Source organism: Kitasatospora sp. NPDC056731 (assembly GCF_040687675.1).
Classification (GTDB): domain Bacteria; phylum Actinomycetota; class Actinomycetes; order Streptomycetales; family Streptomycetaceae; genus Kitasatospora.
Genome location: NZ_JBFBNR010000017.1, coordinates 38,370 through 60,780, shown reverse-complemented (window position 1 = coordinate 60,780; position 22,411 = coordinate 38,370). Strand labels below are relative to the sequence as shown.

The following is a 22,411-nucleotide window of genomic DNA, read 5'->3' as shown; positions in this document are numbered from 1 at the left end:
CCGGTCGGCGTCTCGTCGGTGCGGGGTTCAGCTCGGGCGGGCGGGGTTCAGCGCTCTTCGCGGAAGTCGACGTGCCGGCGCGCGACCGGGTCGTACTTGCGCAGGACCATCCGGTCCGGGTCGTTGCGGCGGTTCTTGCGGGTCACGTACGTGTAGCCGGTGCCGGCGGTGGAGCGGAGCTTGATGACGGGGCGCAGTTCATTGCGGGCCATGGGTGTCCTCCCGGGTTGGCGGGTTGGCGGGTTGGCGGGTTGGCGGGGTGTTCGGGGCCGGGGCGAAACCGTACACCGAAATGGAAGTCATTTTCATCTGGTGTAGCGTGAGCTCCGTCCCGCCCATTCCCGGACGCCAGGGAGCACCCATGTCCGCCCACTGCCAACTCACCGGCCGCAGGCCCGGATTCGGCAACGCGATCTCGCACTCGCACCGCCGCACCCGCCGCCGCTTCGACCCCAACATCCAGCACAAGCGCTACTGGCTGCCCGGCGAGGGCCGGTACGTCCGGCTCACCCTCAGCGCCAAGGGCATCCGCACCATCGACACGATCGGCATCGAGGCCGCCGTCGCCCGCATCCGCGCCCGAGGGGGGAAGGTCTGATGGCCAAGCAGAGCAAGATCGCCAAGAACGAGCAGCGCCGCGCCGTCGTGGCCCGGTACGCCGAGCGCCGCGCCGAGCTCAAGCGGATCATCGCCCACCCCGGCACCGCCCCCGCCGAACGCGCCGCCGCCCAGGCCGAACTCGCCCGCCAGCCCCGTGACGCCAGCGCCACCCGGATCCGCAACCGCGACGCCGTCGACGGCCGCCCCCGCGGCTACCTGCGCGCCTTCGGCCTCTCCCGGGTCAACCTCCGCGTCCACGCCCACGCCGGCCACCTGCCCGGCGTCCGCAAGGCCAGCTGGTGAGCGGCGTGGACGGGATCAAGCTGCCCGTGGTGGTCGTGGCCGGCCTGCACGCCGCCGAACGCCGCGCCGCCGTCTGGGAGTTGGCCGCGGCCGCGGTGGACGCGGTGGTCCTCCACCACGACCTGCGGGAGGCCTCGCAGGGCGTCGTCCACCGCGAACTGCGCGACGCGGGAGGCGGGTTCGACGCCGCCGACGTCCCGCTGGTGAACGACTGCCCCTGCTGCGCCCTGCGCGAGGACCTGCTGCCGCGACTGCTGCGGATCGCCGACGAAGGCCGGTACGGACTCGCGATCGTCGAACTGTGGGGCGGCAGCGACCCGCACCCGGCCGTCGAGGTGATCGCCGGGGGAGAGGCGGGCGGCCGCCATCTGGAGGACGCCGTCGAACTCGCGGGCGTGGTCACGGCCGTCGACCCGGACCGGCTGATCGGCGAACTCTCCGTCTCCGACGACCTGGTGGACCACGGCGAGCACACCGCCCGCCAGGACCAGCGGACCCGCGCGGAGGCACTCGCCCACCAGGTCGAGTACGCCACCACCCTCGCCGTCCCGCGCGCGACGGCGCACGCGCCCGGGCTCGCGCTGCTCCGCCAGCTCCACCCCACCGCCCGGGTCGTCCGGCTCGGCACCGGCGCGCTCACCCGGGCCGCCCTCGGCGGCTTCGACGTCGCCGCCGCCCGCGACCGGGTCAACCCGGCGATCGCGCTGCTCCCGCAGGAGAGCGACGAGGCCGGCGTCACCACGCTGGTCTGGGAGCGCCGCCGCCCGTTGCACCCCGAGCGGCTGCACCGGGCGCTGGAACTGCTCGTGCCCGCCGCCCAGCGCAGCCGCGGCCGCTTCTGGCTGGCCAACCGGCCCGACCTGATGCTCGCCTGGGACGCCGCCGGGGCCAACCTCGCCGTCGAGGAGTGCGGGCCCTGGCTCACCTCCCTGCCCGACGCCGCCTGGGAGCTGTACCCGCCCGCCCGCCGGGCCGCCGCCGCCCTCGACTGGCACCCGCTGCACGGCGACCGGGTGCAGCAGCTCAGCTTCACCGCCGAGGGCCTGGACGTCGACGGCGTCACCGGGCTGCTCGACTCCTGTCTGCTCACCGACGCCGAACTCGCCGCCGGCGAACCCGGCTGGAAGGCCCTGCCGGACGCCTTCCGGGACCTGCTCGACCCCGTTCACTGAGGAGCCGTCACTGTGCGTAAGCGACCGAACCCGCCCAAGGACCGGCCGAACCCGCTGTTCGCGGCCGGCGTCGAGTACATCGACTACAAGGACACCGACCTGCTGCGGCGCTTCGTCTCCGACCGCGGCAAGATCCGGAGCCGCCGCGTCACCCGGCTCACCGCCCAGCAGCAGCGCGCCGTGGCCAGGGCCGTCAAGAACGCCCGCGAGATGGCCCTCCTCCCGTACGCCGCCGGCACCACCCGGTAGCCGTCCCCACCGCCACCACCGCCACCACCCGACAAGGAGCCCCCGATGGCCGTCCCCAAGCGCAAGACGTCCCGCAGCAACACCCGGCACCGCCGGGCCCAGTGGAAGGGCAAGGCCCCGAAGCTCGTCCCGATCACCCTCAACGGCCGCGAAATGCTCGTCCCCCAGAACCTGGTCCCCGCCTACCGCCGTGGCCTGATCGACCCGGAGGGGGCGTAGCGACCACAAAGAGGGCGTGCGGGGGCGGGAGCGCGCCCTGTCGGGGGTGCTCGGCGGGCGGATCGGGGTGGGGGTTCGTAGGCTCGACGCATGTCTGATGCGTACGCGGGTCGGCGGGAGCGGGTGAGGGAGCACTGCAGTGCGGCCGGGGCCGATGCGGCGCTGATCACCCGGGCGGCGAACGTGCGGTATCTGACGGGCTGCGCGCCCTGCGGGGCGACGCTGCTGCTGACCCGGGAGCGGGTGCTGCTGGCAGTGCCGGACGATCTGCCGGCGGACGACACCGGGGAGCACCTGATCGCGCCGGACGTCACCCAGGTGCCGGTGGCGGCCGCGGCGGACACCGCCCTGGCGGCGGCCGCCGCCGCCGCGCGACTGGGCGTGGCGGACCTCGCGGTGGAGGAGCACGACCTGACCGTCAGCCGCCACCGCGCGGTGGCGAGCCTGGCGGAGGGGGCCCGGCTGGCCGACCTGGCGCAGGTGGTCGAGCGGCTGCGGGTGGTCAAGGACGAGCACGAGATCGCCGACCTGCGGATCGCCGCCGAGATCGCCGACCAGGCGCTCGGCGAACTGCTGGAGTCGATCCTGGTCGGCCGTACCGAACGGCACCTGGCGATGGAGCTGGAACGCCGGATGATCGACCACGGCGCGGACCGGGCGGCCTACCCGGTGTCCGTCGGCACCGGCAGCCACTCCGGCCGGCCCGCCCACCAGCCGACCGACCGCCGGGTGGAGGAGGGCGACTTCCTCACCGTGGTGATGGGCGCCCAGTACCGGGGCTACGGCGTCTCCACCGCCCGGACCTTCGTGATCGGCGCCGCCCCCGCGCCCTGGCAGGTGGAGCTGCACCGGCTGGTGTTCCGGGCCCAGCGGGCCGGCCGGGAGGCGCTCGGACCGGGCGTGGAGCAGTACGTGCCCGACCGGGCCGCGCGGCAGATCCTGGAGGCGGCCGGCCACACCGAGACCTCCCCGCACCCGGTGGGCCACGGCATCGGGCTGGAGATCCGGGAGGCGCCGCGCCTCGGTCCGTCGGACATGGGTAAACTGGACAGCCGCGTGCCGGTCACCGTCGGCCCAGGGGTCCACCTCCCGGGCAAAGGCGGTGTCCGGATCGAGGACACGCTCGTGGTGCGCCCCCCAGAGGAGGGCGGGCCCGAGCTGCTCACCATCACCACCAAGGAGCTCCTCGCCCTGTGACCGCGGCCGCCCGTCGGCCGTCGGCGGCAGGACGCAAGCCTTGGTTCCTTGACAGCTATATCCAGGAGTAAGTGCGCCCGTGGCTTCCACGAACGATCTCAAGAACGGCATGGTCCTCAAGCTGGAGGGCGGCAAGCTCTGGTCCGTCGTCGAGTTCCAGCACGTCAAGCCCGGCAAGGGCCCGGCCTTCGTGCGCACGAAGCTCAAGGAGGTCCTGACCGGCAAGGTCGTCGACAAGACCTTCAACGCCGGCACCAAGGTCGAGACCGCCAACGTCGACAAGCGCGGCATGCAGTTCTCGTACAAGGACGGCGAGAACTTCGTGTTCATGGACACGGACACCTACGACCAGATCGTGGTCGAGCCGGCCGTCGTCGGCGACGCCTCCAAGTACCTGCTGGAGGGCTTCGAGGCCCTGGTCGCCATGTACGAGGGTGCCCCCCTGTACATCGAGCTCCCGGCCTCCGTCGAGCTGCTGATCTCCCACACCGAGCCGGGCGTCCAGGGCGACCGCTCCACCGGCGGCTCCAAGCCGGCCACGCTGGAGACCGGCGCCGAGATCGCCGTGCCGCTCTTCATCGTCACCGGCGAGAAGATCAAGGTCGACACCCGCGACGGCGGCTACCTCGGCCGGGTGAAGTAAGTCCGTGTCGGCCGCACGTAGCAAGGCCCGTACCCGGGCCTTCCAGATCCTCTTCGAGGCCGACCACCGCGGGGTCGACCCGCAGCGGGTCCTCGCGGACTGGGTGGCCCGCGCCCGCGAGCCGAAGCCCGACGAGGGCACCCCGCAGGTCGGCGAGTACACCATGGAGTTGATCGAGGGGTACGTCCAGCACGCTCGCCGGATCGACGACCTGATCTCGCAGTACGCGGTGGGCTGGACCCTCGACCGGATGCCGATCGTGGACCGCAACGTCCTGCGGCTCGGCGCCTACGAGCTGATCTGGGAGGACGGCGTCCCGGACGCGGTCGTCCTGGACGAGGCCGTGGAGATCGCCAAGGAGTTCTCCACGGACGACTCCCCGGCCTTCGTCAACGGTCTGCTCGCCCGCTTCCTGGAGCTGAAGCCGAGCATCCGCCGGTAGGTCCCGACCACCGGCGGCGGTGAAACCCGCAGAACGGCCGCTGGACCCGGATTCCGGGTCCGGCGGCCGTCGCGCGTTTCACCCGGGCGGCGTAAGGTGGTGCCCTACTCGCCAGTAACTTGGCGTTCGGAAACCCGCAGTGAAGGGCAGGCCACCCCCCATGACCACCGCGACCCGCAGCGAGTTCGACCAGGGCATCGCCCTGACCCGGCACCCTGACGAGCCCGGCCGCTACGAGGCCGAACTCGGTGCCGGCTGGCAGATCGGCGGCGGGGTCAACGGCGGGCTGCTGCTCGCCGTCGCCGGACACGCGCTGTCGCTGGAGCACGGCGACCACCCCGACCCGGTGTCGATCAGTGGTTACTACCTGTCCGCCTCCACGCCCGGCCCGGCCACCGTCCGCACCGAGGTGCTGCGCACCGGCCGCGGGCTCTCCACCGGCACCGCCTCGCTCAGCCAGGACGGCGTGGAGCGGCTGCGGGTGGTCGCCAGCCACGGCGACCTCTCCACCGCCGACGGCGAGTTGCGCACCAGCGCCCTGCCGCCGCAGCTGCCGCCGCCGGACCAGTGCATCGGCGTCGAGCACGCGCCCCGGGAGCTGATCGCCCAGGCCGAACTGCTGGAGCGCTTCGACCTGCGGCTGGACCCGGCCACCATCGGCTGGGCGCTCGGGCAGCCGTCCGGCAACGGGCGGATCCAGGGCTGGTTCCGGCTCGCCGACGGCCGCGATCCCGACCCGCTGCTGCTCCTGCTGGTCGCCGACGCGCTGCCGCCGGTGACCTTCGACCTGGGCATGCCCGGCTGGGCCCCGACCGTCGAACTGACCGTCCACCTGCGGGCCAGGCCGGTCCCGGGCTGGCTGCGGGTCACGCACGCCACCCGCAACGTGGCCGGCGGGTACTTCGAGGAGGACGCCGAGGTCTGGGACGAGTCCGGCCGCCTGGTCGCGCAGTCCCGCCAGCTGGCCCGGGTGCCGCGGAAGGCGTGAATCACATCGTCTTACCGTCGGTTACATTCCTGTGACACGCCGTACGTGTGCGGCGCGCGCGGATGGGGAGATAGACGGTCAGCGGCGAGCCGGCCGCTGACCGTCACCTGCCGACGCCAGGAGCCATTCGATGAGCCATAGTGGCCGCGCCCGCCGCAACTCCGACTGCACCGCCGGCGGCCCGCGACCCACGGTGCGGGCGCCGCACCAGCGGCGGCGGGTCGAGGGGGCCGAGCAGGCGTTCGTCATCGGGATCCTGACCAGCGCGGCCGATTTCGCCCGGGCCCGCGCCTGGGGGCTGTCGAACGCCGCCGACCACGAGCACTACCTGGCCGAGACCGCCGAGCTGCTGGCCGACGCCCTGGAGCGCTTCGACACCGTGCGGGCCCGGATGTTCCACCCGCAGGACTTCGCGGAGTTCTGCGTGCTGCACGGGCTGGACCCGGCCGAGCCGCTCGCCCGCGACCGCTACCTGGTCAATCCGCCGTTGCAGACCCAGCTGTTGGCCTATCAGGGCGAGGAACTGGCCGGGGACTTCGTGCCGCGCCTGGTCCGGGCCCGGGAGAACGGGCTGACGCTCTGCCACGCCGACCTGCTGCTGGACGGCGGCCTGTCCGGGGCCGCGGGCGAGGTCGACGAGGAGCACACCCGCTGGGTGCGCGCCGCCCGCCAGCGCGGCGCCGAGGTGTTCCGCCGGATGCTGGTCGGTGCGGGCGCCGGGGTGTACGAGCTGCGGCTGCGGGTGGACGCGCCGGGCGGGCGGCTGACCGCGGCGGCCCGGGTGCTGCAGTGGGAGGACGGCGTGGTCCGGATCAACGACGAGGACCTGGAGCTGGTCTGTGCGGTGCTGTGCGCCGGATTGGCGCTGGAGCTGCCGGGGGTGGCGGTGCTGCACGGCTCGCAGGGCTCGGTGGCGGCGGGCGGCGCCCGTGGCGGGGCCGCTGACGAGCACTTCCTGCCGGCCTCCTGGGCCTGGTCGAGCGGCGGGCAGGACTGGGCGCCGGCTGCCGGGCCGGTGCGGCTGGACGGCGTGGCGGCGCAGCCCGGCTACAGCCTGGGGACGGTCTGCTGAGCCGGCCGTGGACGCGCGACGGCGCGGCCCCCGGGATGCGGGGTGCCGCGCCGTGACGTTTCTGCAAGGCCCGGGGCGTGGCCCGGACCGCGGACCGAGCCGACGGGAGCCGGTGCGGCGAGCGTCAGCTCGCCTCCTCCTCGCGCACCGCACGGCGCGCGTCGGGGTTCAGCACGCCCCAGGAGATCAGCTGCTCGGTGAGGATCGACGGCGACTGGTCGTAGATGACCGCCAGAGTGCGCAGGTCGTCCTGGCGGATCGACAGCACCTTGCCGTTGTAGTCGCCGCGCTGGCTCTGGATCGTCGCCGCGTAGCGCTGCAGCGGGCCGGCCTTCTCGGACGGGACCTGGGTCAGTCTCTCCAGGTCGAGCACCAGGCGCGGCGGCGGCTCGGCCGCGCCGCCGGGGGTGCCGCCGGGCAGCAGCTCCTGCACCGGGACGCCGTAGAACTCCGCCAGCTCGGCCAGCCGCTGCACGGTGACCGCACGGTCGCCGCGCTCGTACGAGCCGACGACGACTGCCTTCCAGCGCCCCTGGGACTTCTCCTCGACACCGTGCAGGGAGAGACCCTGCTGAGTGCGGATCGCTCGGAGCTTGCCCCCGAGTTGCTTCGCGTAGTCGCTGGACATTGGTCTCCCCGGACGAGATTGCTTCGCGTTCAGTGGTGGGTCACGGACGATGGTCGACGCCGTTACCGGTGGGTTCGACGTCCGTCTCGTAACTCACTGTGAGGTTACGTAGAGTAAGGTAGCTGCGTCAAGCCGAATGGGGCAGTCGTGCGAATGGCCCGCATCCGCGGCGCGTCCGGGGCGTGAACCCGGCGAAGCGGAATGGTGCGTGTCCGGTTGCCTCCCGGCCCGCTGCTAGGATGGCTCGAAGCCCGCGCCCGGTCGGCGAGGGCAGTCCCAGACATCCTTTAAGGCCCGTCCAGTGAGGCGGGGAAGGAGGTCCGCTTCGGCATGACCACACACCAAGATTCGACGCCGCGACCGCCGCACCAGGTGCTGGACGGCACGGACATCGCCCGGGTCGTCACCCGGATAGCGCACGAGATCGTCGAGCGCGCCAAGGGCGCCGAGGACGTCGTGCTGCTCGGCATCCACACCAGGGGCGTCCACCTCGCCCGCCGCCTGCACGGTCGGCTGGCCCAGATCACCGGGCGCGAGATCCCGCTGGGCGCCCTGGACATCACCATGTACCGGGACGACCTGCGGCTCAAGCCCGCCCGCGCCCTGGAGCACACCGAGATCCCGTCCGGCGGCATCGACGGCAAGCTCGTCATCCTCGTCGACGACGTGCTCTTCTCCGGCCGCACCATCCGGGCCGCGCTCGACGCGCTGAACGACATCGGCCGCCCGCGCGCCGTCCAGCTCGCCGTCCTGGTCGACCGAGGCCACCGCGAGCTGCCGATCCGGGCCGACTACGTGGGCAAGAACCTCCCCACCTCGCTGCGCGAGGCCGTGCAGGTGCGCCTGTCCGACAGCGACGGCGTGGACGCCGTGCTGGTCGGCGACCGCGACTACACCGATGCGTCGCGCTCCGCGCGCGATGAACAGGGTTCGCAGGCCCTGGCCTCCCAGCCGTCCGAACCGCACCTCCCGGAGTAGCCCGCGTGAAGCGCCACCTCGTCTCCGCCGCCGACCTCACCCGCGACGACGCGCTGCTGATCCTGGACACCGCCGAGGAGCTGGCCCAGCTCTCCGGACGGGCCGTCAAGAAGCTGCCCACGCTGCGCGGCCGGACCGTCGTCAACCTCTTCTTCGAGGACTCGACCCGCACCAAGACCTCCTTCGAGGTCGCCGAGAAGCGGCTCTCCGCCGACGTCATCAACTTCTCCGCCAAGGGCTCCTCGGTCTCCAAGGGCGAGAGCCTCAAGGACACCGCGCTCACCCTCCAGGCGATGGGCGCCGACGCGGTCGTCGTCCGGCACCACGCCTCGGGCGCGCCGGCCCGCCTCGCCCAGTCCGACTGGCTGCACGGCAGCGTGATCAACGCCGGTGACGGCACCCACGAGCACCCCACCCAGGCGCTGCTCGACGCCTTCACCATGCGCCGCCACCTCAACGCCGGGCTGGGCAACGACCTCGCCGGGCGCCGGGTGACCATCGTCGGCGACATCCTGCACAGCCGGGTCGCCCGGTCCAACGTGCACCTGCTGACCACCCTCGGTGCCCAGGTCACCTTCGTCGCCCCGCCGACGCTGCTCCCGATCGGCATCCAGAACTGGCCCTGCGAGGTCAGCTACGACCTGGACCGCGTGCTCCCCAAGACGGACGCGGTGATGATGCTGCGGGTGCAGCGCGAGCGGATGAACGCCGCGTTCTTCCCGACCGAGCGCGAGTACAGCCGCCGCTACGGCCTGAACGGCACCCGGATGTCCCAGCTGCCCGAGCACGCCATCGTGATGCACCCCGGCCCGATGGTGCGCGGCATGGAGATCACCGCCGAGGTCGCCGACTCGCCGCGCTGCACCGTGGTCGAGCAGGTCGCCAACGGCGTGTCGGTCCGGATGGCCGTCCTGTACCTGCTGCTCGGGGGAGCCACCCTCAACGACGCCCGCACCGACTCCGTGGAGACCGCTCAGTGACCACCTACCTGATCCGCAACGCCCAGATCCTCGGCGGTGCCCCGCAGGACCTCCACCTCGCCGACGGTGTGATCAAGGCGATCGGCACCGACCTGGCGGTCGAGGCGGACATCGAGATCGACGCCGGCGGCCTGATCGTGCTGCCCGGTCTCGTCGACCTGCACACCCACCTGCGCGAGCCCGGCCGCGAGGACGCCGAGACCGTGCTCACCGGCACCCGGGCCGCCGCGATGGGCGGCTTCACCGCCGTGCACGCGATGGCCAACACCACCCCGGTGGCCGACACCGCCGGCGTGGTCGAGCAGGTCTGGCGGCTCGGCCAGGAGGCCGGCTACTGCGACGTGCAGCCGGTCGGCGCCGTCACCGTCGGCCTGGAGGGCAACAAGCTCGCCGAGCTGGGCGCGATGCACGAGTCCGCCGCGAACGTGCGGGTCTTCTCCGACGACGGCAAGTGCGTGGACGACGCGGTGCTGATGCGCCGCGCCCTGGAGTACGTCAAGGCCTTCGACGGCGTCGTCGCCCAGCACGCCCAGGAGCCGCGGCTCACCGAGGGCGCCCAGATGAACGAGGGCCAGGTCTCCGGCGAGCTCGGGCTCGGCGGCTGGCCGGCCGTCGCCGAGGAGTCGATCATCGCGCGGGACGTGCTGCTCGCCGCGCACGTCGGCTCCCGGCTGCACGTCTGCCACGTCTCCACCGCCGGCTCGGTCGAGATCATCCGCTGGGCCAAGGCCAAGGGCTGGGACGTCACCGCCGAGGTCACCCCGCACCACCTGCTGCTCACCGACGAGCTGGTCCGCTCCTACGACCCGGTCTACAAGGTCAACCCGCCGCTGCGCACCGCCGAGGACGTCCAGGCGCTGCGCAAGGCGCTCGCGGACGGCACCATCGACGCCGTCGCCACCGACCACGCGCCGCACCCGGACGAGGACAAGGACTGCGAGTGGGCCGTCGCCGCGATGGGCATGGTCGGCCTGGAGACCGCGCTGTCGGTCGTGCAGCAGACCATGGTGGACACCGGCCTGCTGAACTGGGAGGGCGTCGCCGACCGCATGTCGCACCGCCCGGCCCGGATCGGCCGTCTCGCCGGACAGGGCCGTCCCGTCTCGGTCGGTGAGCCGGCCAACCTGGTGCTGTTCGATCCCGCGTACCGTGGTGCCGTGAACCCGGACAGCTTCGCCACCCGCAGCCGCAACACCCCCTACAAGGGCCTTGACCTGCCCGGACGGGTGCACGCCACCTTCCTGCGCGGGCGCGCCACCGTGCTGGCCGGCGAGCTGGCCGAGCAGGGCGGGGCGGCGTGACCGGCCCGGCCGCGCTCGCCCAGGAGCAGGCCAAGGTCACCAACTGGCCCGGGTACATCGGCTGGGCCGTCGGCCTGCTGATCGTCATCGGGCTCGTCTACTGGCTGATGCGGCAGGGCTGGAACTGGCGGCGCACCCTCCAGTCCGGCATCCCGCCGCTGCCCGCCGTGCCGGCCGGCGCCGGGCGGACCATCCTGGAGACCAGCGGGCGGTACCACGGCTCCACCACCGCCGGGAACTGGCTCGACCGGGTCGTCGCGCACGGCCTGGGCACCCGCAGCCGCGCCGACCTCACCCTCGGCGAGGACGGCCTGCTGGTGCGGCGCCCCGGTGACGTCGACCTCTGGATCCCGGCCGGGCACCTGACCGGTGCCCGCACGGACTCCGGGATCGCCGGCAAGGTCGTCCCGGCCGGGCTGCTCGTCGTCAGCTGGACGCACGAGGGCACCGAGCTGGACTCGGGCTTCCGGGCCGACCACCCCGACGAGCACGCCGCCTGGGTCGAGGCGATCGCCCAACTCGCAACACGTACGAAGACGAAGACGGAAGAGGCCGCTCAATGACCGCACCTGCCCCCACCACGCAGCGCCGACGGCGGGAGCGCACCCCCGCCGTGCTCGTCCTGGAGGACGGCCGGACCTTCCGCGGCGAGGCCTACGGCGCGACCGGCGAGACCTTCGGCGAGGCCGTCTTCAACACCGGCATGTCCGGCTACCAGGAGACCCTCACCGACCCGTCGTACCACCGCCAGGTGGTCGTGATGACCGCCCCGCAGATCGGCAACACCGGCTGGAACGACGAGGACGACGAGTCCAAGCGGATCTGGGTCGCCGGGTACGTCGTGCGCGACCCCGCCCGGGTGGCGTCCAACTGGCGCTCCACCCGCTCGCTGGACGAGGAGCTCGTCCGCCAGGGCGTCGTCGGCATCAGTGGCATCGACACCCGGGCGCTCACCCGCCACCTGCGCGAGCGCGGCGCGATGCGCTGCGGCATCTTCTCCGGCGAGGCGCTGACCGACCAGGCCGAACTGCTCGCCCGGGTGCAGCAGTCGCCCGAGATGAAGGGCGCCGACCTGTGCGCCGAGGTGGCCACCACCGAGGCGTACGTCGTGCCCGCGATCGGTGAGAAGAAGTTCACCGTCGCCGCGCTGGACCTCGGCATCAAGGGGATGACCCCGCAGCGGATGGCCGAGCGCGGCATCGAGGTGCACGTGCTGCCGGCCAACTCCACCCTGGAGGACCTCTACGCGGTCCAGCCGGACGGCGTGTTCTTCTCCAACGGCCCGGGCGACCCGGCCACCGCCGACCACCAGGTCGCCGTCGCGCAGGGCGTGCTGGAGCGCGGGACCCCGTTCTTCGGGATCTGCTTCGGCAACCAGATCCTCGGCCGCGCACTGGGCTTCGGCACCTACAAGCTCAAGTACGGCCACCGCGGCATCAACCAGCCGGTGCAGGACCGCACCACCGGCAAGGTCGAGGTGACCGCGCACAACCACGGCTTCGCCGTGAACGCACCGCTGGACCGGGTGAGCGACACCCCCTTCGGGCGGGTCGAGGTCTCCCACGTCTGCCTCAACGACGACGTGGTCGAGGGCCTCCAGGCGCTCGACGTCCCCGCCTTCAGCGTGCAGTACCACCCCGAAGCGGCGGCCGGCCCGCACGACGCGGCCTACCTCTTCGACCGGTTCGTCGAGCTCATGCGCGGCGACGACAAGCACAGCGCGAAGCTCATGGAGGGCCAGCGTGCCTAAGCGCACTGACATCAAGTCCGTCCTGGTGATCGGGTCCGGCCCGATCGTGATCGGCCAGGCCGCCGAGTTCGACTACTCGGGCACGCAGGCCTGCCGCGTCCTCAAGGCCGAGGGCCTGCGGGTCGTGCTGGTCAACTCCAACCCGGCCACGATCATGACCGACCCGGAGATCGCCGACGCCACCTACGTCGAGCCGATCACCCCGGAGTTCGTCGAGCGGATCATCGCCAAGGAGCGCCCCGACGCGCTGCTGCCGACCCTCGGCGGGCAGACCGCGCTCAACACCGCGATCTCCCTGCACGCGGCCGGCACGCTGGAGAAGTACGGCGTCGAGCTGATCGGCGCCGACGTGGTGGCGATCAACAAGGGCGAGGACCGCCAGCTGTTCAAGGGCGTCGTCGAGGCGGTCAACGCCAAGATCGGCCACGGCGAGTCCGCCCGTTCGGTCATCTGCCACTCGATGGACGACGTGCTGGCCGGCGTCGACACGCTCGGCGGCTACCCCGTCGTCGTCCGCCCCTCCTTCACCATGGGCGGCGCCGGCTCCGGCTTCGCCCACGACGAGGAGGACCTGCGCCGCATCGCCGGCCAGGGCCTGGCCCTCTCGCCGACCACCGAGGTGCTCCTGGAGGAGTCCATCCTCGGCTGGAAGGAGTACGAGCTGGAGCTGATGCGCGACAAGAACGACAACGTCGTGGTCGTCTGCTCCATCGAGAACTTCGACCCGATGGGCGTGCACACCGGTGACTCGATCACCGTCGCCCCGGCGATGACCCTCACCGACCGTGAGTACCAGATCCTGCGCGACATCGGCATCGCCGTGATCCGCGAGGTCGGCGTCGACACCGGCGGCTGCAACATCCAGTTCGCCGTCAACCCCGACAGCGGCCGGGTCATCGTCATCGAGATGAACCCGCGGGTGTCGCGCTCCTCCGCGCTGGCCTCGAAGGCGACCGGCTTCCCGATCGCCAAGATCGCCGCCAAGCTGGCCGTCGGCTACACGCTCGACGAGATCCCCAACGACATCACCGAGCAGACCCCGGCCTCCTTCGAGCCGGCCCTCGACTACGTCGTGGTGAAGGTCCCCCGGTTCGCGTTCGAGAAGTTCCCGAGCGCCGACGCCACGCTGACCACCACCATGAAGTCGGTCGGCGAGGCCATGGCCATGGGCCGCAACTTCCCCGAGGCGCTGCAGAAGGCGCTGCGCTCGCTGGAGAAGAAGGGCTCCCAGTTCTCCTGGACCGGCCCGGTCGGCGACAAGGCCGAACTGCTGGCCAAGGCGGTCGTGCCGACCGACGGCCGGATCAACACCGTGATGGAGGCCATCCGGGCCGGCGCCACCCCGGAGGAGGTGTTCGAGGCCACCAAGATCGACCCGTGGTTCGTCGACCAGCTCTTCCTGCTCGACGAGATCGCCGCCGAGCTGACCGAGGCCGCGAAGCTCACCCCCGAGCTGCTGCGCCACGCCAAGCGGCACGGCTTCTCCGACCAGCAGATCGGCGAGATCCGCGGCCTGAAGCCGGACGTCGTCCGCGAGGTCCGGCACGCGCTCGGCATCCGCCCGGTGTTCAAGACCGTCGACACCTGCGCCGCCGAGTTCGCCGCCAAGACCCCGTACTTCTACTCGTCCTACGACGAGGAGAACGAGGTCGCCCCGCGCACCAAGCCGGCCGTGATCATCCTCGGCTCCGGCCCGAACCGCATCGGCCAGGGCATCGAGTTCGACTACTCCTGCGTGCACGCCTCCTTCGCGCTGGCCGACGCCGGGTACGAGACCGTGATGGTCAACTGCAACCCGGAGACCGTCTCCACCGACTACGACACCTCCGACCGGCTCTACTTCGAGCCGCTCACCCTGGAGGACGTGCTGGAGATCGTCCACGCCGAGCAGCAGGCCGGCCCGCTGGCCGGCGTGATCGTCCAGCTCGGCGGCCAGACCCCGCTCGGCCTGGCCCAGGCGCTCAAGGACAACGGCGTGCCGATCGTCGGCACCCAGCCCGAGGCGATCGACCTCGCCGAGGAGCGCGGCGCCTTCGGCCGCGTGCTGCGCGACGCCGGCCTGCCCGCCCCCAAGCACGGCACCGCCTTCTCCTTCGCCGAGGCCAAGGCCATCGCCGACGAGATCGGCTACCCGGTGCTCGCCCGCCCGTCGTACGTGCTCGGCGGCCGCGGCATGGAGATCGTCTACGACGAGGCCTCGCTCGCCTCCTACCTGGAGCGCCACGCCGGCCTGATCTCCGAGCACCCGGTGCTCATCGACCGCTTCCTCGACGACGCGGTGGAGATCGACGTCGACGCGCTGTACGACGGCACCGAGCTCTACCTCGGCGGCGTCATGGAGCACATCGAGGAGGCCGGCATCCACTCCGGCGACTCCGCCTGCGCGCTGCCCCCGATCACCCTCGGCGGCTACGACATCAAGCGCCTGCGCACCTCCACCGAGGCCATCGCGCGCGGCGTCGGCGTCCGCGGCCTGATCAACATCCAGTTCGCGCTGGCCGGGGACATCCTGTACGTGCTGGAGGCCAACCCGCGCGCCTCCCGCACCGTGCCGTTCACCTCCAAGGCGACCGCCGTGCCGCTGGCCAAGGCCGCCGCCCGGATCTCGCTCGGCGCCACCATCGCCGAACTGCGCGCCGAGGGCCTGCTCCCGGCCGAGGGCGACGGCGGCACGCTGCCGGCCGACGCGCCGATCGCGGTCAAGGAGGCCGTGATGCCCTGGAGCCGCTTCCGCGACATCCACGGCCGCGGCGTGGACACCGTGCTCGGCCCGGAGATGCGCTCGACCGGCGAGGTCATGGGCATCGACAAGGTCTTCGGCACGGCCTACGCCAAGGCCCAGGCCGGCGCCTACGGCGCGCTGCCGACCAAGGGCAAGGTCTTCGTCTCGGTCGCCAACCGCGACAAGCGCAACCTGGTCTTCCCGGCCCGCGCGCTGGTCGGCCTCGGCTTCGAGGTGCTCGCCACCGCCGGCACCGCCGAGGTGCTGCACCGCGGCGGCATCCCGTCCACGCTGGTGCGCAAGCACAGCGAGGGCGAGGGCCCCAACGGCGAGCGGACCATCGTCCAGCTGATCCACGACGGTGAGGTCGACCTCATCATCAACACGCCGTACGGCACCGGCGGGCGCCTCGACGGCTACGAGATCCGCACCGCCGCCGTGTCCCGCGGCGTGCCCTGCCTGACCACGGTCCAGGCGATGGGCGCGGCCGTCCAGGGCATGGACGCGCTGCTGCGCGACGAGGTCGGGGTGATGTCGCTCCAGGAGCACGCCGCGCTGATCAACGCCGGCCGCAAGTAGCACCACCGCAGTGGGGGGCACCGAGGCCAGCCGGGTGCCCCCCACTTCCATGCCCTGATCCGGGTGCTCACGCTCAGATCCGGGCCCTGATCCGGGAGTTGGGTTTTTGTACAAGCTGCTGTTCGACCTCGTCTTCAAGAAGATGGACCCCGAGAAGGCCCACCACCTCGCCTTCTTCTGGATCCGGCTCGCCTCCTCGGTGCCCGGCCTGCGCACGCTGGCGCGGCTGGTGCTCGCCCCGCGTGACCGGGCGCTGCACACCACGGCCCTCGGCCTCGACCTGCCGGGCCCGTTCGGCCTGGCGGCCGGCTTCGACAAGAACGGCGTCGGCATCGACGGCCTGGCGATGCTCGGCTTCGACTACGTCGAGATCGGCACCATCACCGGCGAGCCCCAGCCGGGCAACCCGACGCCCCGGCTGTTCCGCCTGGTCGAGGACCGCGCGCTGATCAACCGGATGGGCTTCAACAACCAGGGCTCGGCCCGGGTCGCCGCGCGCCTCGCCGCCCGCCCGCACACCAGCTCCACCCCGGTGATCGGCGTCAACATCGGCAAGACCAAGGTGGTCGAGGAGGCCGACGCCGTCGCCGACTACGTCAAGTCCACCGAGCGGCTGGCCAAGTACGCCGACTACCTGGTCGTCAACGTCAGTTCGCCGAACACCCCCGGACTGCGCAACCTCCAGGCCGTGGACCACCTGCGCCCGCTGCTCGCCGCCGTCCGCGAGGCCGCCGACCGCACCACCGCGCACCACGTCCCGCTGCTGGTCAAGATCGCCCCCGACCTGGCCGACGAGGACGTCGACGCGGTCGCCGACCTCGCCCTGGAACTGGGCCTGGACGGCATCATCGCCACCAACACCACGATCGGCCGCGAAGGCCTGCGCGCCGACGCCGCCCGGGTCGAGGAGATCGGCATGGGCGGCCTGTCCGGTGCCCCGCTCAAGGCCCGCGCCCTGGAGGTGCTCCAGCGCCTGCGCGCCCGGACCGGGGGCCGGCTGACGCTGGTCTCGGTCGGCGGCGTCGAGACCGCCGAGGACGTCTGGCAGCGGATCGTCCACGGCGCGGACCTCGTCCAGGGCTACAGCGCCTTCATCTACGAGGGCCCGTTCTGGTGCCGCCGGATCCACCGGGGCCTCTCCGCCCGGATCCGGGCCGCGGGCTTCCGCGACCTGGCCGCCGCCGTCGGCAGTGCCGTCGACGGCGCCAAGGCCTCCTCCTGAACCTCCGTACGCCACGGCTCCGTACGACGCCCCGTGCGAGCCGTGTAGGACCCGCGCACGGCCTCCGTGCGGCCTCCCCACGACCTTCCGGAAGGACGACATGACCCTCGCCCCGTTCGGCGCCCGGCTGCGCCAGGCCCTCGACACCCGTGGCCAGCTCTGCGTCGGCATCGACCCGCACGCCTCCCTGCTCGCCGCCTGGGGGCTCGGCGACGACCTCGCCGGGCTGGAGACCTTCAGCCGCACCGTCGTCGAGGCGCTGGCCGACCGGGTGGCCGTGCTCAAGCCGCAGGCCGCCTTCTTCGAACGCTTCGGCAGCAAGGGCGTCGCGGTGCTGGAGAAGTCCGTCGAGGAGGCCAGGGCGGCCGGCGCGCTGGTCCTGATGGACGCCAAGCGCGGCGACATCGGCTCCACCATGGCCGCCTACGCGGAGGCCTTCCTGTCGCCCGGCAGCCCGCTGTTCTCGGACGCCGTCACGGTCAGCCCGTACCTGGGCTTCGGCTCGCTGCGCCCGGCCCTCGACCTGGCCCGCGCGCAGGGCTGCGGCGTGTTCGCGCTGGCGCTCACCTCCAACCCGGAGGGCCACGAGGTGCAGCGGGCGGTCGGCGCGGACGGCGAGTCGGTCGCGGCCTCGGTGCTGCGGCAGCTGGCGGCGGAGAACGGCGACGCCGCCCCGCTGGGCTCCTTCGGCGCGGTCGTCGGCGCGACGCTCGCCGACGCGGGCGTGGAACTGGCGATCAACGGCCCGCTGCTGGCTCCCGGGATCGGCGCCCAGGGCGCGACGATGGCCGACCTGCCGCGGGTGTTCGGCGCCGCGGTGATCAACGTGGTGCCGAGCGTCAGTCGGGACGTGCTCAAGCACGGTCCGTCGGTGGCGGCCCTGCGCTCGGCGGCCGAGCGGTTCGTCGGCGAGTACGCGGACGCGGTGAAGTAGCGGACGCGGTGAAGTAGCGGCGATCGCGGGCGCGAGCACGTAGCGGGGCGATGACCCTGCGCAGTGTGCGCAGCCCGGCGAGGGTCCCCGGACCCCGCCGGAGTTGACGTGAGCGCCGTCACATTGGCGGCGTCAAAGTTTCGCAATCGCGGTCATTTTGCCCTGGAAAGTCCTGGTCGGCCTTGGCTGACCAGGACTTTTCGTGTTCTTTTCCTGACGTGGCGCCGCAATCCGGGTAGTGTCCGGCGATAGGTCATCGGCGAGCCGCGAAACCCGTAGCTCCCGCAGGTCAAGGGCCCTGTGGTTCCCCTTGCGGACGGTGTCCTGGGATCCAAACCAGTCATAGCTCAATCCCTTCCTTCCACACCCTGAGGTGAACGGCGTGGCTCTTCCGCCCCTTACCCCTGAACAGCGCACCGCCGCGCTCGCCAAGGCCGCCGAGGCTCGCCGGGAGCGCGCCGAGGTCAAGAACCGGCTCAAGCACTCCGGCGCCTCCCTGCACGAGGTGATCAAGGCCGGAAAGGCCGAGAACGACGTCATCGGCAAGATGAAGGTCTCCGCACTGCTGGAGTCCCTTCCCGGCGTCGGCAAGGTCCGTGCCAAGCAGATCATGGAACGCCTCGGCATCAGCGAGAGCCGGCGCGTCCGCGGCCTCGGCACGAACCAGATCGCCTCCCTGGAGCGGGAGTTCGGCGGCGGTGCCGCCTGACCGTGCCCCGTGGTCCCGGGACCGTCCGCGATCCGGGATAATCGGTGCATGAGTGAGCGTCCGCGGCTGACCGTGCTCTCCGGCCCTTCGGGGGTCGGCAAGAGCACGGTCGTCGCTCATATGAGGAAGCAGCACCCCGAGGTCTGGCTCTCGGTGTCGGCGACGACCCGGCACCCGAGGCCGGGCGAGCAGAACGGGGTCCAGTACCACTTCGTCGACAACGACGAGTTCGACAAGCTGATCGCCAACGGCGAGCTGCTGGAGTGGGCCGTCTTCGCCGGCAACCGCTACGGCACCCCGCGCTCGGCGGTGCTGGAGAAGCTGGAGCGCGGCGAGCCCGTCCTGCTGGAGATCGACCTCCAGGGCGCCCGCCAGGTGCGTGAGTCGATGCCCGAGGCGCAGCTGGTCTTCCTGGCTCCGCCGAGCTGGGACGAGCTGGTCCGACGGCTGACCGGTCGGGGCACGGAGTCGCAGGACGTGATCGCGAAGCGGCTGGAGGCGGCCAAGGTCGAGCTCGCGGCCGAGACCGAGTTCGACACGACCCTTGTCAACACCTCCGTCGAGCAGGTAGCGGGCGAACTGCTAGCCTTGCTCGGTGTAGCCTGACCTGTCTGTCTTTTCCACCCTTTCGGAAGGTTTTCGCGTGTCCTCTTCCATGACCGCGCCCGAGGGCATCATCAACCCGCCGATCGACGAGCTGCTTGAGGCCACCGACTCCAAGTACAGCCTCGTGATCTACGCCGCCAAGCGCGCGCGTCAGATCAACGCGTACTACTCCCAGCTCGGTGAGGGCCTGCTCGAGTACGTCGGCCCGCTGGTCGACACCCACGTGCACGAGAAGCCGCTGTCGATCGCGCTGCGCGAGATCAACGCGGGCATGCTGACCGCCGAGGCGATCGAAGCCGCCTGAGGCGGTGCTCCGAAGTTTCTTGTGGAAGGGCCCGGCGGAATCGTTTCCGCCGGGCCCTTCGGCATTCCCGGGGGCTGTGGGATCGACCACGGTGCGCGCGGCGGCTGAGGGGCCGTAGGGTGTGCACGTCCCAGGAGTGGAGGAGAGCGGGAGTATGAGCGCGACTTCGGACCGGAGCGGGTCGGCGGACGCGCCGCGCGTCGCCCTCGGCGTCAGCGGCGGCATCGCCGCCTACAAGGCGTGCGAGCTGCTCCGCCGGTTCACCGAGTCCGGCCACCAGGTCACCGTGGTGCCCACCGAGGCCGCGCTGCACTTCGTCGGCGAGGCCACCTGGGCCGCGCTCTCCGGCCGCCCGGCCGCCACCGAGACCTGGGAGCGCGTGCACGAGGTGCCGCACGTGCGGATCGGCCAGCAGGCCGACCTGGTCGTGGTCGCCCCCGCCACCGCCGACCTGATCGCCAAGGCCGCCCACGGCCTCGCCGACGACCTGCTCACCAACACCCTGCTCACCGCCCGCTGTCCGGTCGTCCTGGCGCCCGCCATGCACACCGAGATGTGGGAGCACCCCGCCACCCGGGACAACGTCGCCACGCTGCGCCGCCGCGGCGTGATCGTGCTGGAGCCGGCCGTCGGGCGGCTCACCGGCAAGGACACCGGCAAGGGGCGGCTGCCCGAGCCGTCCGCGATCTTCGACGCCTGCCGGGCCGTGCTGCGCCGGGGCGGGGCCGCCCCGACCGACCTGGCGGGCCGGCACGTGGTGGTCTCGGCCGGCGGCACCCGCGAGCCGCTGGACCCGGTGCGGTTCCTGGGCAACCGCTCCTCCGGCAAGCAGGGCTACGCGCTCGCCGTGACGGCCGCGGCCCGTGGGGCGCGCGTGACGTTGGTCTCGGCCAACGCGGAGCTCGCCGACCCGGCCGGGGTCGACGTGGTGCACGTCTCGACCGCGCTGGAGCTGCGCGAGGCGGCGCTGAAGGCGGCCGCGTCGGCCGACGCCGTGGTCATGGCCGCGGCCGTGGCGGACTTCCGGCCCGCCGAGTACGCCAGCGGCAAGATCAAGAAGGTCGAGGGGGTGGAGCCGGCGCCGGTCGCCCTCGTCCGCAACCCCGACGTCCTGGCCGAGCTGGCGGCGCACCGCGCCCGTTCGGGCCAACTCGTGGTGGGTTTCGCGGCGGAGACCGACGACGTGCTCGCCAACGGCCGCGCCAAGCTCGCCCGCAAGGGTTGCGACCTGCTGGTCGTCAACGAGGTGGGCAACGGCAAGGCCTTCGGGACGGACGTCAACGAGGCCGTGGTGCTGGGCTCGGACGGCAGTGAGACGGCCGTTCCGGTGGGCCCGAAGGAGGCGTTGGCGGACGTGGTCTGGGACCTGGTCGTCAAGCGGCTGGAAACGGTCGGCGACTGATCAAGCCCTGCTGGAGATCGGTCGAGATTTCCGGAAGCGGGTGACGTTCGGCGGAGGCATCCCGTTAGACTCCAGGAATCAAGTCTTTCCGGATGTCCTCGGTTCGCCGGGGGCCTTCAGTCAGCAGCCGCTGCAACCCCAGGGAGCGCTGTGTCTCGCCGCCTGTTCACCTCGGAGTCCGTCACCGAGGGACACCCCGACAAGATCGCTGACCAGATCAGCGACACCATCCTTGACGCTCTCCTGCGAGAGGACCCGACCTCCCGGGTCGCCGTGGAGACGCTCATCACCACCGGCCAGGTGCACGTGGCCGGCGAGGTGACCACCAAGGCGTACGCGCCGATCGCCCAGCTCGTCCGGGACAAGATCCTGGAGATCGGCTACGACAGCTCCAAGAAGGGCTTCGACGGCGCCTCCTGCGGCGTGTCGGTGTCCATCGGCGCGCAGTCGCCCGACATCGCTCAGGGCGTCGACACCGCGTACGAGGCTCGGGTCGAAGGCGACGAGGACGACCTGGACAAGCAGGGCGCCGGCGACCAGGGCCTGATGTTCGGCTACGCGTCCGACGAGACGCCCGAGCTGATGCCGCTGCCGATCACCATCGCGCACCGCCTCTCGCGCCGCCTGACCGAGGTCCGCAAGAACGGGACCATCCCGTACCTGCGCCCCGACGGCAAGACCCAGGTCACCATCGAGTACGACGGCGACAAGGCCGTCCGCCTCGACACCGTGGTGGTCTCCACCCAGCACGCCAGTGACATCGACCTGGAGTCGCTGCTCACCCCGGACATCCGCGAGTTCGTGGTCGAGCCCGAGCTGAAGGCGCTCGCCGACCAGGGCATCAAGCTGGTCACCGAGGGCTACCGCCTGCTGGTGAACCCGACCGGCCGCTTCGAGATCGGCGGCCCGATGGGCGACGCCGGCCTCACCGGCCGCAAGATCATCATCGACACCTACGGCGGCATGGCCCGCCACGGTGGCGGCGCCTTCTCCGGCAAGGACCCGTCCAAGGTCGACCGCTCGGCCGCGTACGCGATGCGCTGGGTGGCGAAGAACATCGTCGCCGCCGGCCTCGCCCGCCGCGCCGAGGTGCAGGTCGCGTACGCGATCGGCAAGGCCGAGCCCGTGGGCCTGTTCGTCGAGACCTTCGGCACCGAGACCGTGCCGGTGCTGTCCATCCAGAAGGCCGTCACCGACGTCTTCGACCTGCGCCCGGCCGCGATCATCCGCGACCTGGACCTGCTGCGCCCGATCTACTCCCAGACCGCGGCGTACGGCCACTTCGGCCGTGAGCTGCCCGACTTCACCTGGGAGCGCACCGACCGGGTGGAGCAGCTGAAGGCGGCCGTGAAGGACTGAACGGCCTGATCGTCCGGAAGCGGCGCCTACCCCCGGGCGGGGTGGGCGCCGC

Annotated in this window: 25 protein-coding genes; 23 read left to right on the top strand and 2 right to left on the bottom strand. The window is 72.1% G+C overall.

The features are described from left to right. Window positions 1-47 precede the first annotated feature (47 nt). The gene (gene rpmG, locus AB0R04_RS19605; RefSeq protein WP_344629941.1) at window positions 48-212 is read right to left on the bottom strand and encodes a 50S ribosomal protein L33; all 165 of its coding nucleotides are present in this window, start codon (window positions 210-212) and stop codon (window positions 48-50) included. A gap of 149 nt (window positions 213-361) precedes the next feature. Here rpmG and rpmB point away from each other — a divergent pair, with 149 nt between their 5' ends. From rpmB to AB0R04_RS19555, 10 genes are all read left to right on the top strand, one after another. Further along, window positions 362-598, top strand: coding sequence for a 50S ribosomal protein L28 (gene rpmB / locus AB0R04_RS19600; RefSeq protein WP_350877850.1), 237 nt, complete (start codon window positions 362-364; stop codon window positions 596-598). Then, window positions 598-903, top strand: coding sequence for a 30S ribosomal protein S14 (rpsN, locus tag AB0R04_RS19595; protein WP_063346772.1), 306 nt, complete (start codon window positions 598-600; stop codon window positions 901-903). Before rpmB ends, rpsN begins: the two co-directional genes overlap by 1 nt. Continuing rightward, on the top strand, window positions 900-2,075 hold the full coding sequence (locus AB0R04_RS19590; RefSeq protein ID WP_363372742.1) for a GTP-binding protein: 1,176 nt from the start codon (window positions 900-902) through the stop codon (window positions 2,073-2,075). The genes rpsN and AB0R04_RS19590 overlap by 4 nt, the downstream gene beginning before the upstream one ends. A gap of 12 nt (window positions 2,076-2,087) precedes the next feature. Beyond that, a complete protein-coding gene (gene rpsR, locus AB0R04_RS19585) occupies window positions 2,088-2,324 on the top strand; it encodes a 30S ribosomal protein S18 (RefSeq protein WP_363372741.1) in 237 nt (78 codons plus the stop codon). 45 nt (window positions 2,325-2,369) lie between these two features. After that, entirely contained in the window at window positions 2,370-2,543 is a 174-nt protein-coding gene (rpmF, locus tag AB0R04_RS19580; protein WP_363372739.1) for a 50S ribosomal protein L32, read from the top strand. A 90-nt stretch (window positions 2,544-2,633) separates the two neighbouring features. After that, window positions 2,634-3,740: an aminopeptidase P family protein gene (locus AB0R04_RS19575; RefSeq protein ID WP_363372736.1), complete on the top strand. Its 1,107-nt coding sequence runs from the start codon at window positions 2,634-2,636 to the stop codon at window positions 3,738-3,740. A gap of 79 nt (window positions 3,741-3,819) precedes the next feature. Then, complete coding sequence (gene efp, locus AB0R04_RS19570; protein WP_063346767.1) at window positions 3,820-4,383, top strand: elongation factor P; 564 nt, start codon at window positions 3,820-3,822, stop codon at window positions 4,381-4,383. 4 nt (window positions 4,384-4,387) lie between these two features. After that, window positions 4,388-4,825 (top strand): transcription antitermination factor NusB, encoded by a 438-nt coding sequence (nusB, locus tag AB0R04_RS19565; RefSeq protein WP_063346766.1) that lies wholly within the window; start codon window positions 4,388-4,390, stop codon window positions 4,823-4,825. 160 nt (window positions 4,826-4,985) lie between these two features. After that, window positions 4,986-5,813 (top strand): thioesterase family protein, encoded by an 828-nt coding sequence (locus AB0R04_RS19560; RefSeq protein WP_363372733.1) that lies wholly within the window; start codon window positions 4,986-4,988, stop codon window positions 5,811-5,813. A gap of 130 nt (window positions 5,814-5,943) precedes the next feature. Beyond that, window positions 5,944-6,885, top strand: coding sequence for a hypothetical protein (locus AB0R04_RS19555; protein WP_363372730.1), 942 nt, complete (start codon window positions 5,944-5,946; stop codon window positions 6,883-6,885). A gap of 124 nt (window positions 6,886-7,009) precedes the next feature. On the opposite strand, the gene AB0R04_RS19550 is transcribed toward AB0R04_RS19555, so the two are convergent. Continuing rightward, a complete protein-coding gene (locus AB0R04_RS19550) occupies window positions 7,010-7,513 on the bottom strand; it encodes a transcriptional regulator (protein ID WP_031072501.1) in 504 nt (167 codons plus the stop codon). Between the two features lie 330 nt (window positions 7,514-7,843). On the opposite strand from AB0R04_RS19550, the gene pyrR reads away from it, so the two are divergent. The 13 genes from pyrR (at window position 7,844) to metK (ending at window position 22,359) form a co-directional block, all read left to right on the top strand. After that, window positions 7,844-8,491, top strand: a complete 648-nt coding sequence (pyrR, locus tag AB0R04_RS19545; protein ID WP_363372728.1) for a bifunctional pyr operon transcriptional regulator/uracil phosphoribosyltransferase PyrR — start codon at window positions 7,844-7,846, stop codon at window positions 8,489-8,491. Window positions 8,492-8,496: 5 nt separating this feature from the next. Further along, complete coding sequence (locus AB0R04_RS19540) at window positions 8,497-9,471, top strand: aspartate carbamoyltransferase catalytic subunit (protein ID WP_063346762.1); 975 nt, start codon at window positions 8,497-8,499, stop codon at window positions 9,469-9,471. Next, a complete protein-coding gene (locus AB0R04_RS19535) occupies window positions 9,468-10,772 on the top strand; it encodes a dihydroorotase (protein WP_363372726.1) in 1,305 nt (434 codons plus the stop codon). Before AB0R04_RS19540 ends, AB0R04_RS19535 begins: the two co-directional genes overlap by 4 nt. After that, window positions 10,769-11,335 carry a hypothetical protein gene (locus tag AB0R04_RS19530; RefSeq protein WP_363372725.1) on the top strand — a complete coding sequence of 189 codons (567 nt, stop codon included), beginning with the start codon at window positions 10,769-10,771 and terminating at the stop codon, window positions 11,333-11,335. Before AB0R04_RS19535 ends, AB0R04_RS19530 begins: the two co-directional genes overlap by 4 nt. Beyond that, a complete protein-coding gene (gene carA, locus AB0R04_RS19525; protein ID WP_063346759.1) occupies window positions 11,332-12,522 on the top strand; it encodes a glutamine-hydrolyzing carbamoyl-phosphate synthase small subunit in 1,191 nt (396 codons plus the stop codon). Before AB0R04_RS19530 ends, carA begins: the two co-directional genes overlap by 4 nt. After that, the gene (gene carB, locus AB0R04_RS19520; RefSeq protein WP_363372722.1) at window positions 12,515-15,823 is read left to right on the top strand and encodes a carbamoyl-phosphate synthase large subunit; all 3,309 of its coding nucleotides are present in this window, start codon (window positions 12,515-12,517) and stop codon (window positions 15,821-15,823) included. The genes carA and carB overlap by 8 nt, the downstream gene beginning before the upstream one ends. Before the next feature lie 106 nt (window positions 15,824-15,929). Then, entirely contained in the window at window positions 15,930-17,045 is a 1,116-nt protein-coding gene (locus AB0R04_RS19515; RefSeq protein WP_363372719.1) for a quinone-dependent dihydroorotate dehydrogenase, read from the top strand. 100 nt (window positions 17,046-17,145) lie between these two features. Beyond that, window positions 17,146-17,979 carry an orotidine-5'-phosphate decarboxylase gene (gene pyrF / locus AB0R04_RS19510; RefSeq protein ID WP_350877835.1) on the top strand — a complete coding sequence of 278 codons (834 nt, stop codon included), beginning with the start codon at window positions 17,146-17,148 and terminating at the stop codon, window positions 17,977-17,979. Window positions 17,980-18,361: 382 nt separating this feature from the next. Next, complete coding sequence (gene mihF / locus AB0R04_RS19505) at window positions 18,362-18,688, top strand: integration host factor, actinobacterial type (RefSeq protein ID WP_063346755.1); 327 nt, start codon at window positions 18,362-18,364, stop codon at window positions 18,686-18,688. A gap of 48 nt (window positions 18,689-18,736) precedes the next feature. After that, complete coding sequence (gmk, locus tag AB0R04_RS19500; protein ID WP_063346754.1) at window positions 18,737-19,294, top strand: guanylate kinase; 558 nt, start codon at window positions 18,737-18,739, stop codon at window positions 19,292-19,294. 37 nt (window positions 19,295-19,331) lie between these two features. Beyond that, complete coding sequence (gene rpoZ, locus AB0R04_RS19495) at window positions 19,332-19,598, top strand: DNA-directed RNA polymerase subunit omega (RefSeq protein WP_030240625.1); 267 nt, start codon at window positions 19,332-19,334, stop codon at window positions 19,596-19,598. A 154-nt stretch (window positions 19,599-19,752) separates the two neighbouring features. Beyond that, window positions 19,753-21,000, top strand: coding sequence for a bifunctional phosphopantothenoylcysteine decarboxylase/phosphopantothenate--cysteine ligase CoaBC (gene coaBC, locus AB0R04_RS19490; RefSeq protein WP_063346753.1), 1,248 nt, complete (start codon window positions 19,753-19,755; stop codon window positions 20,998-21,000). Window positions 21,001-21,150: 150 nt separating this feature from the next. Then, the gene (gene metK / locus AB0R04_RS19485) at window positions 21,151-22,359 is read left to right on the top strand and encodes a methionine adenosyltransferase (RefSeq protein WP_063346752.1); all 1,209 of its coding nucleotides are present in this window, start codon (window positions 21,151-21,153) and stop codon (window positions 22,357-22,359) included. The last annotated feature ends 52 nt before the right edge of the window (window positions 22,360-22,411 follow it).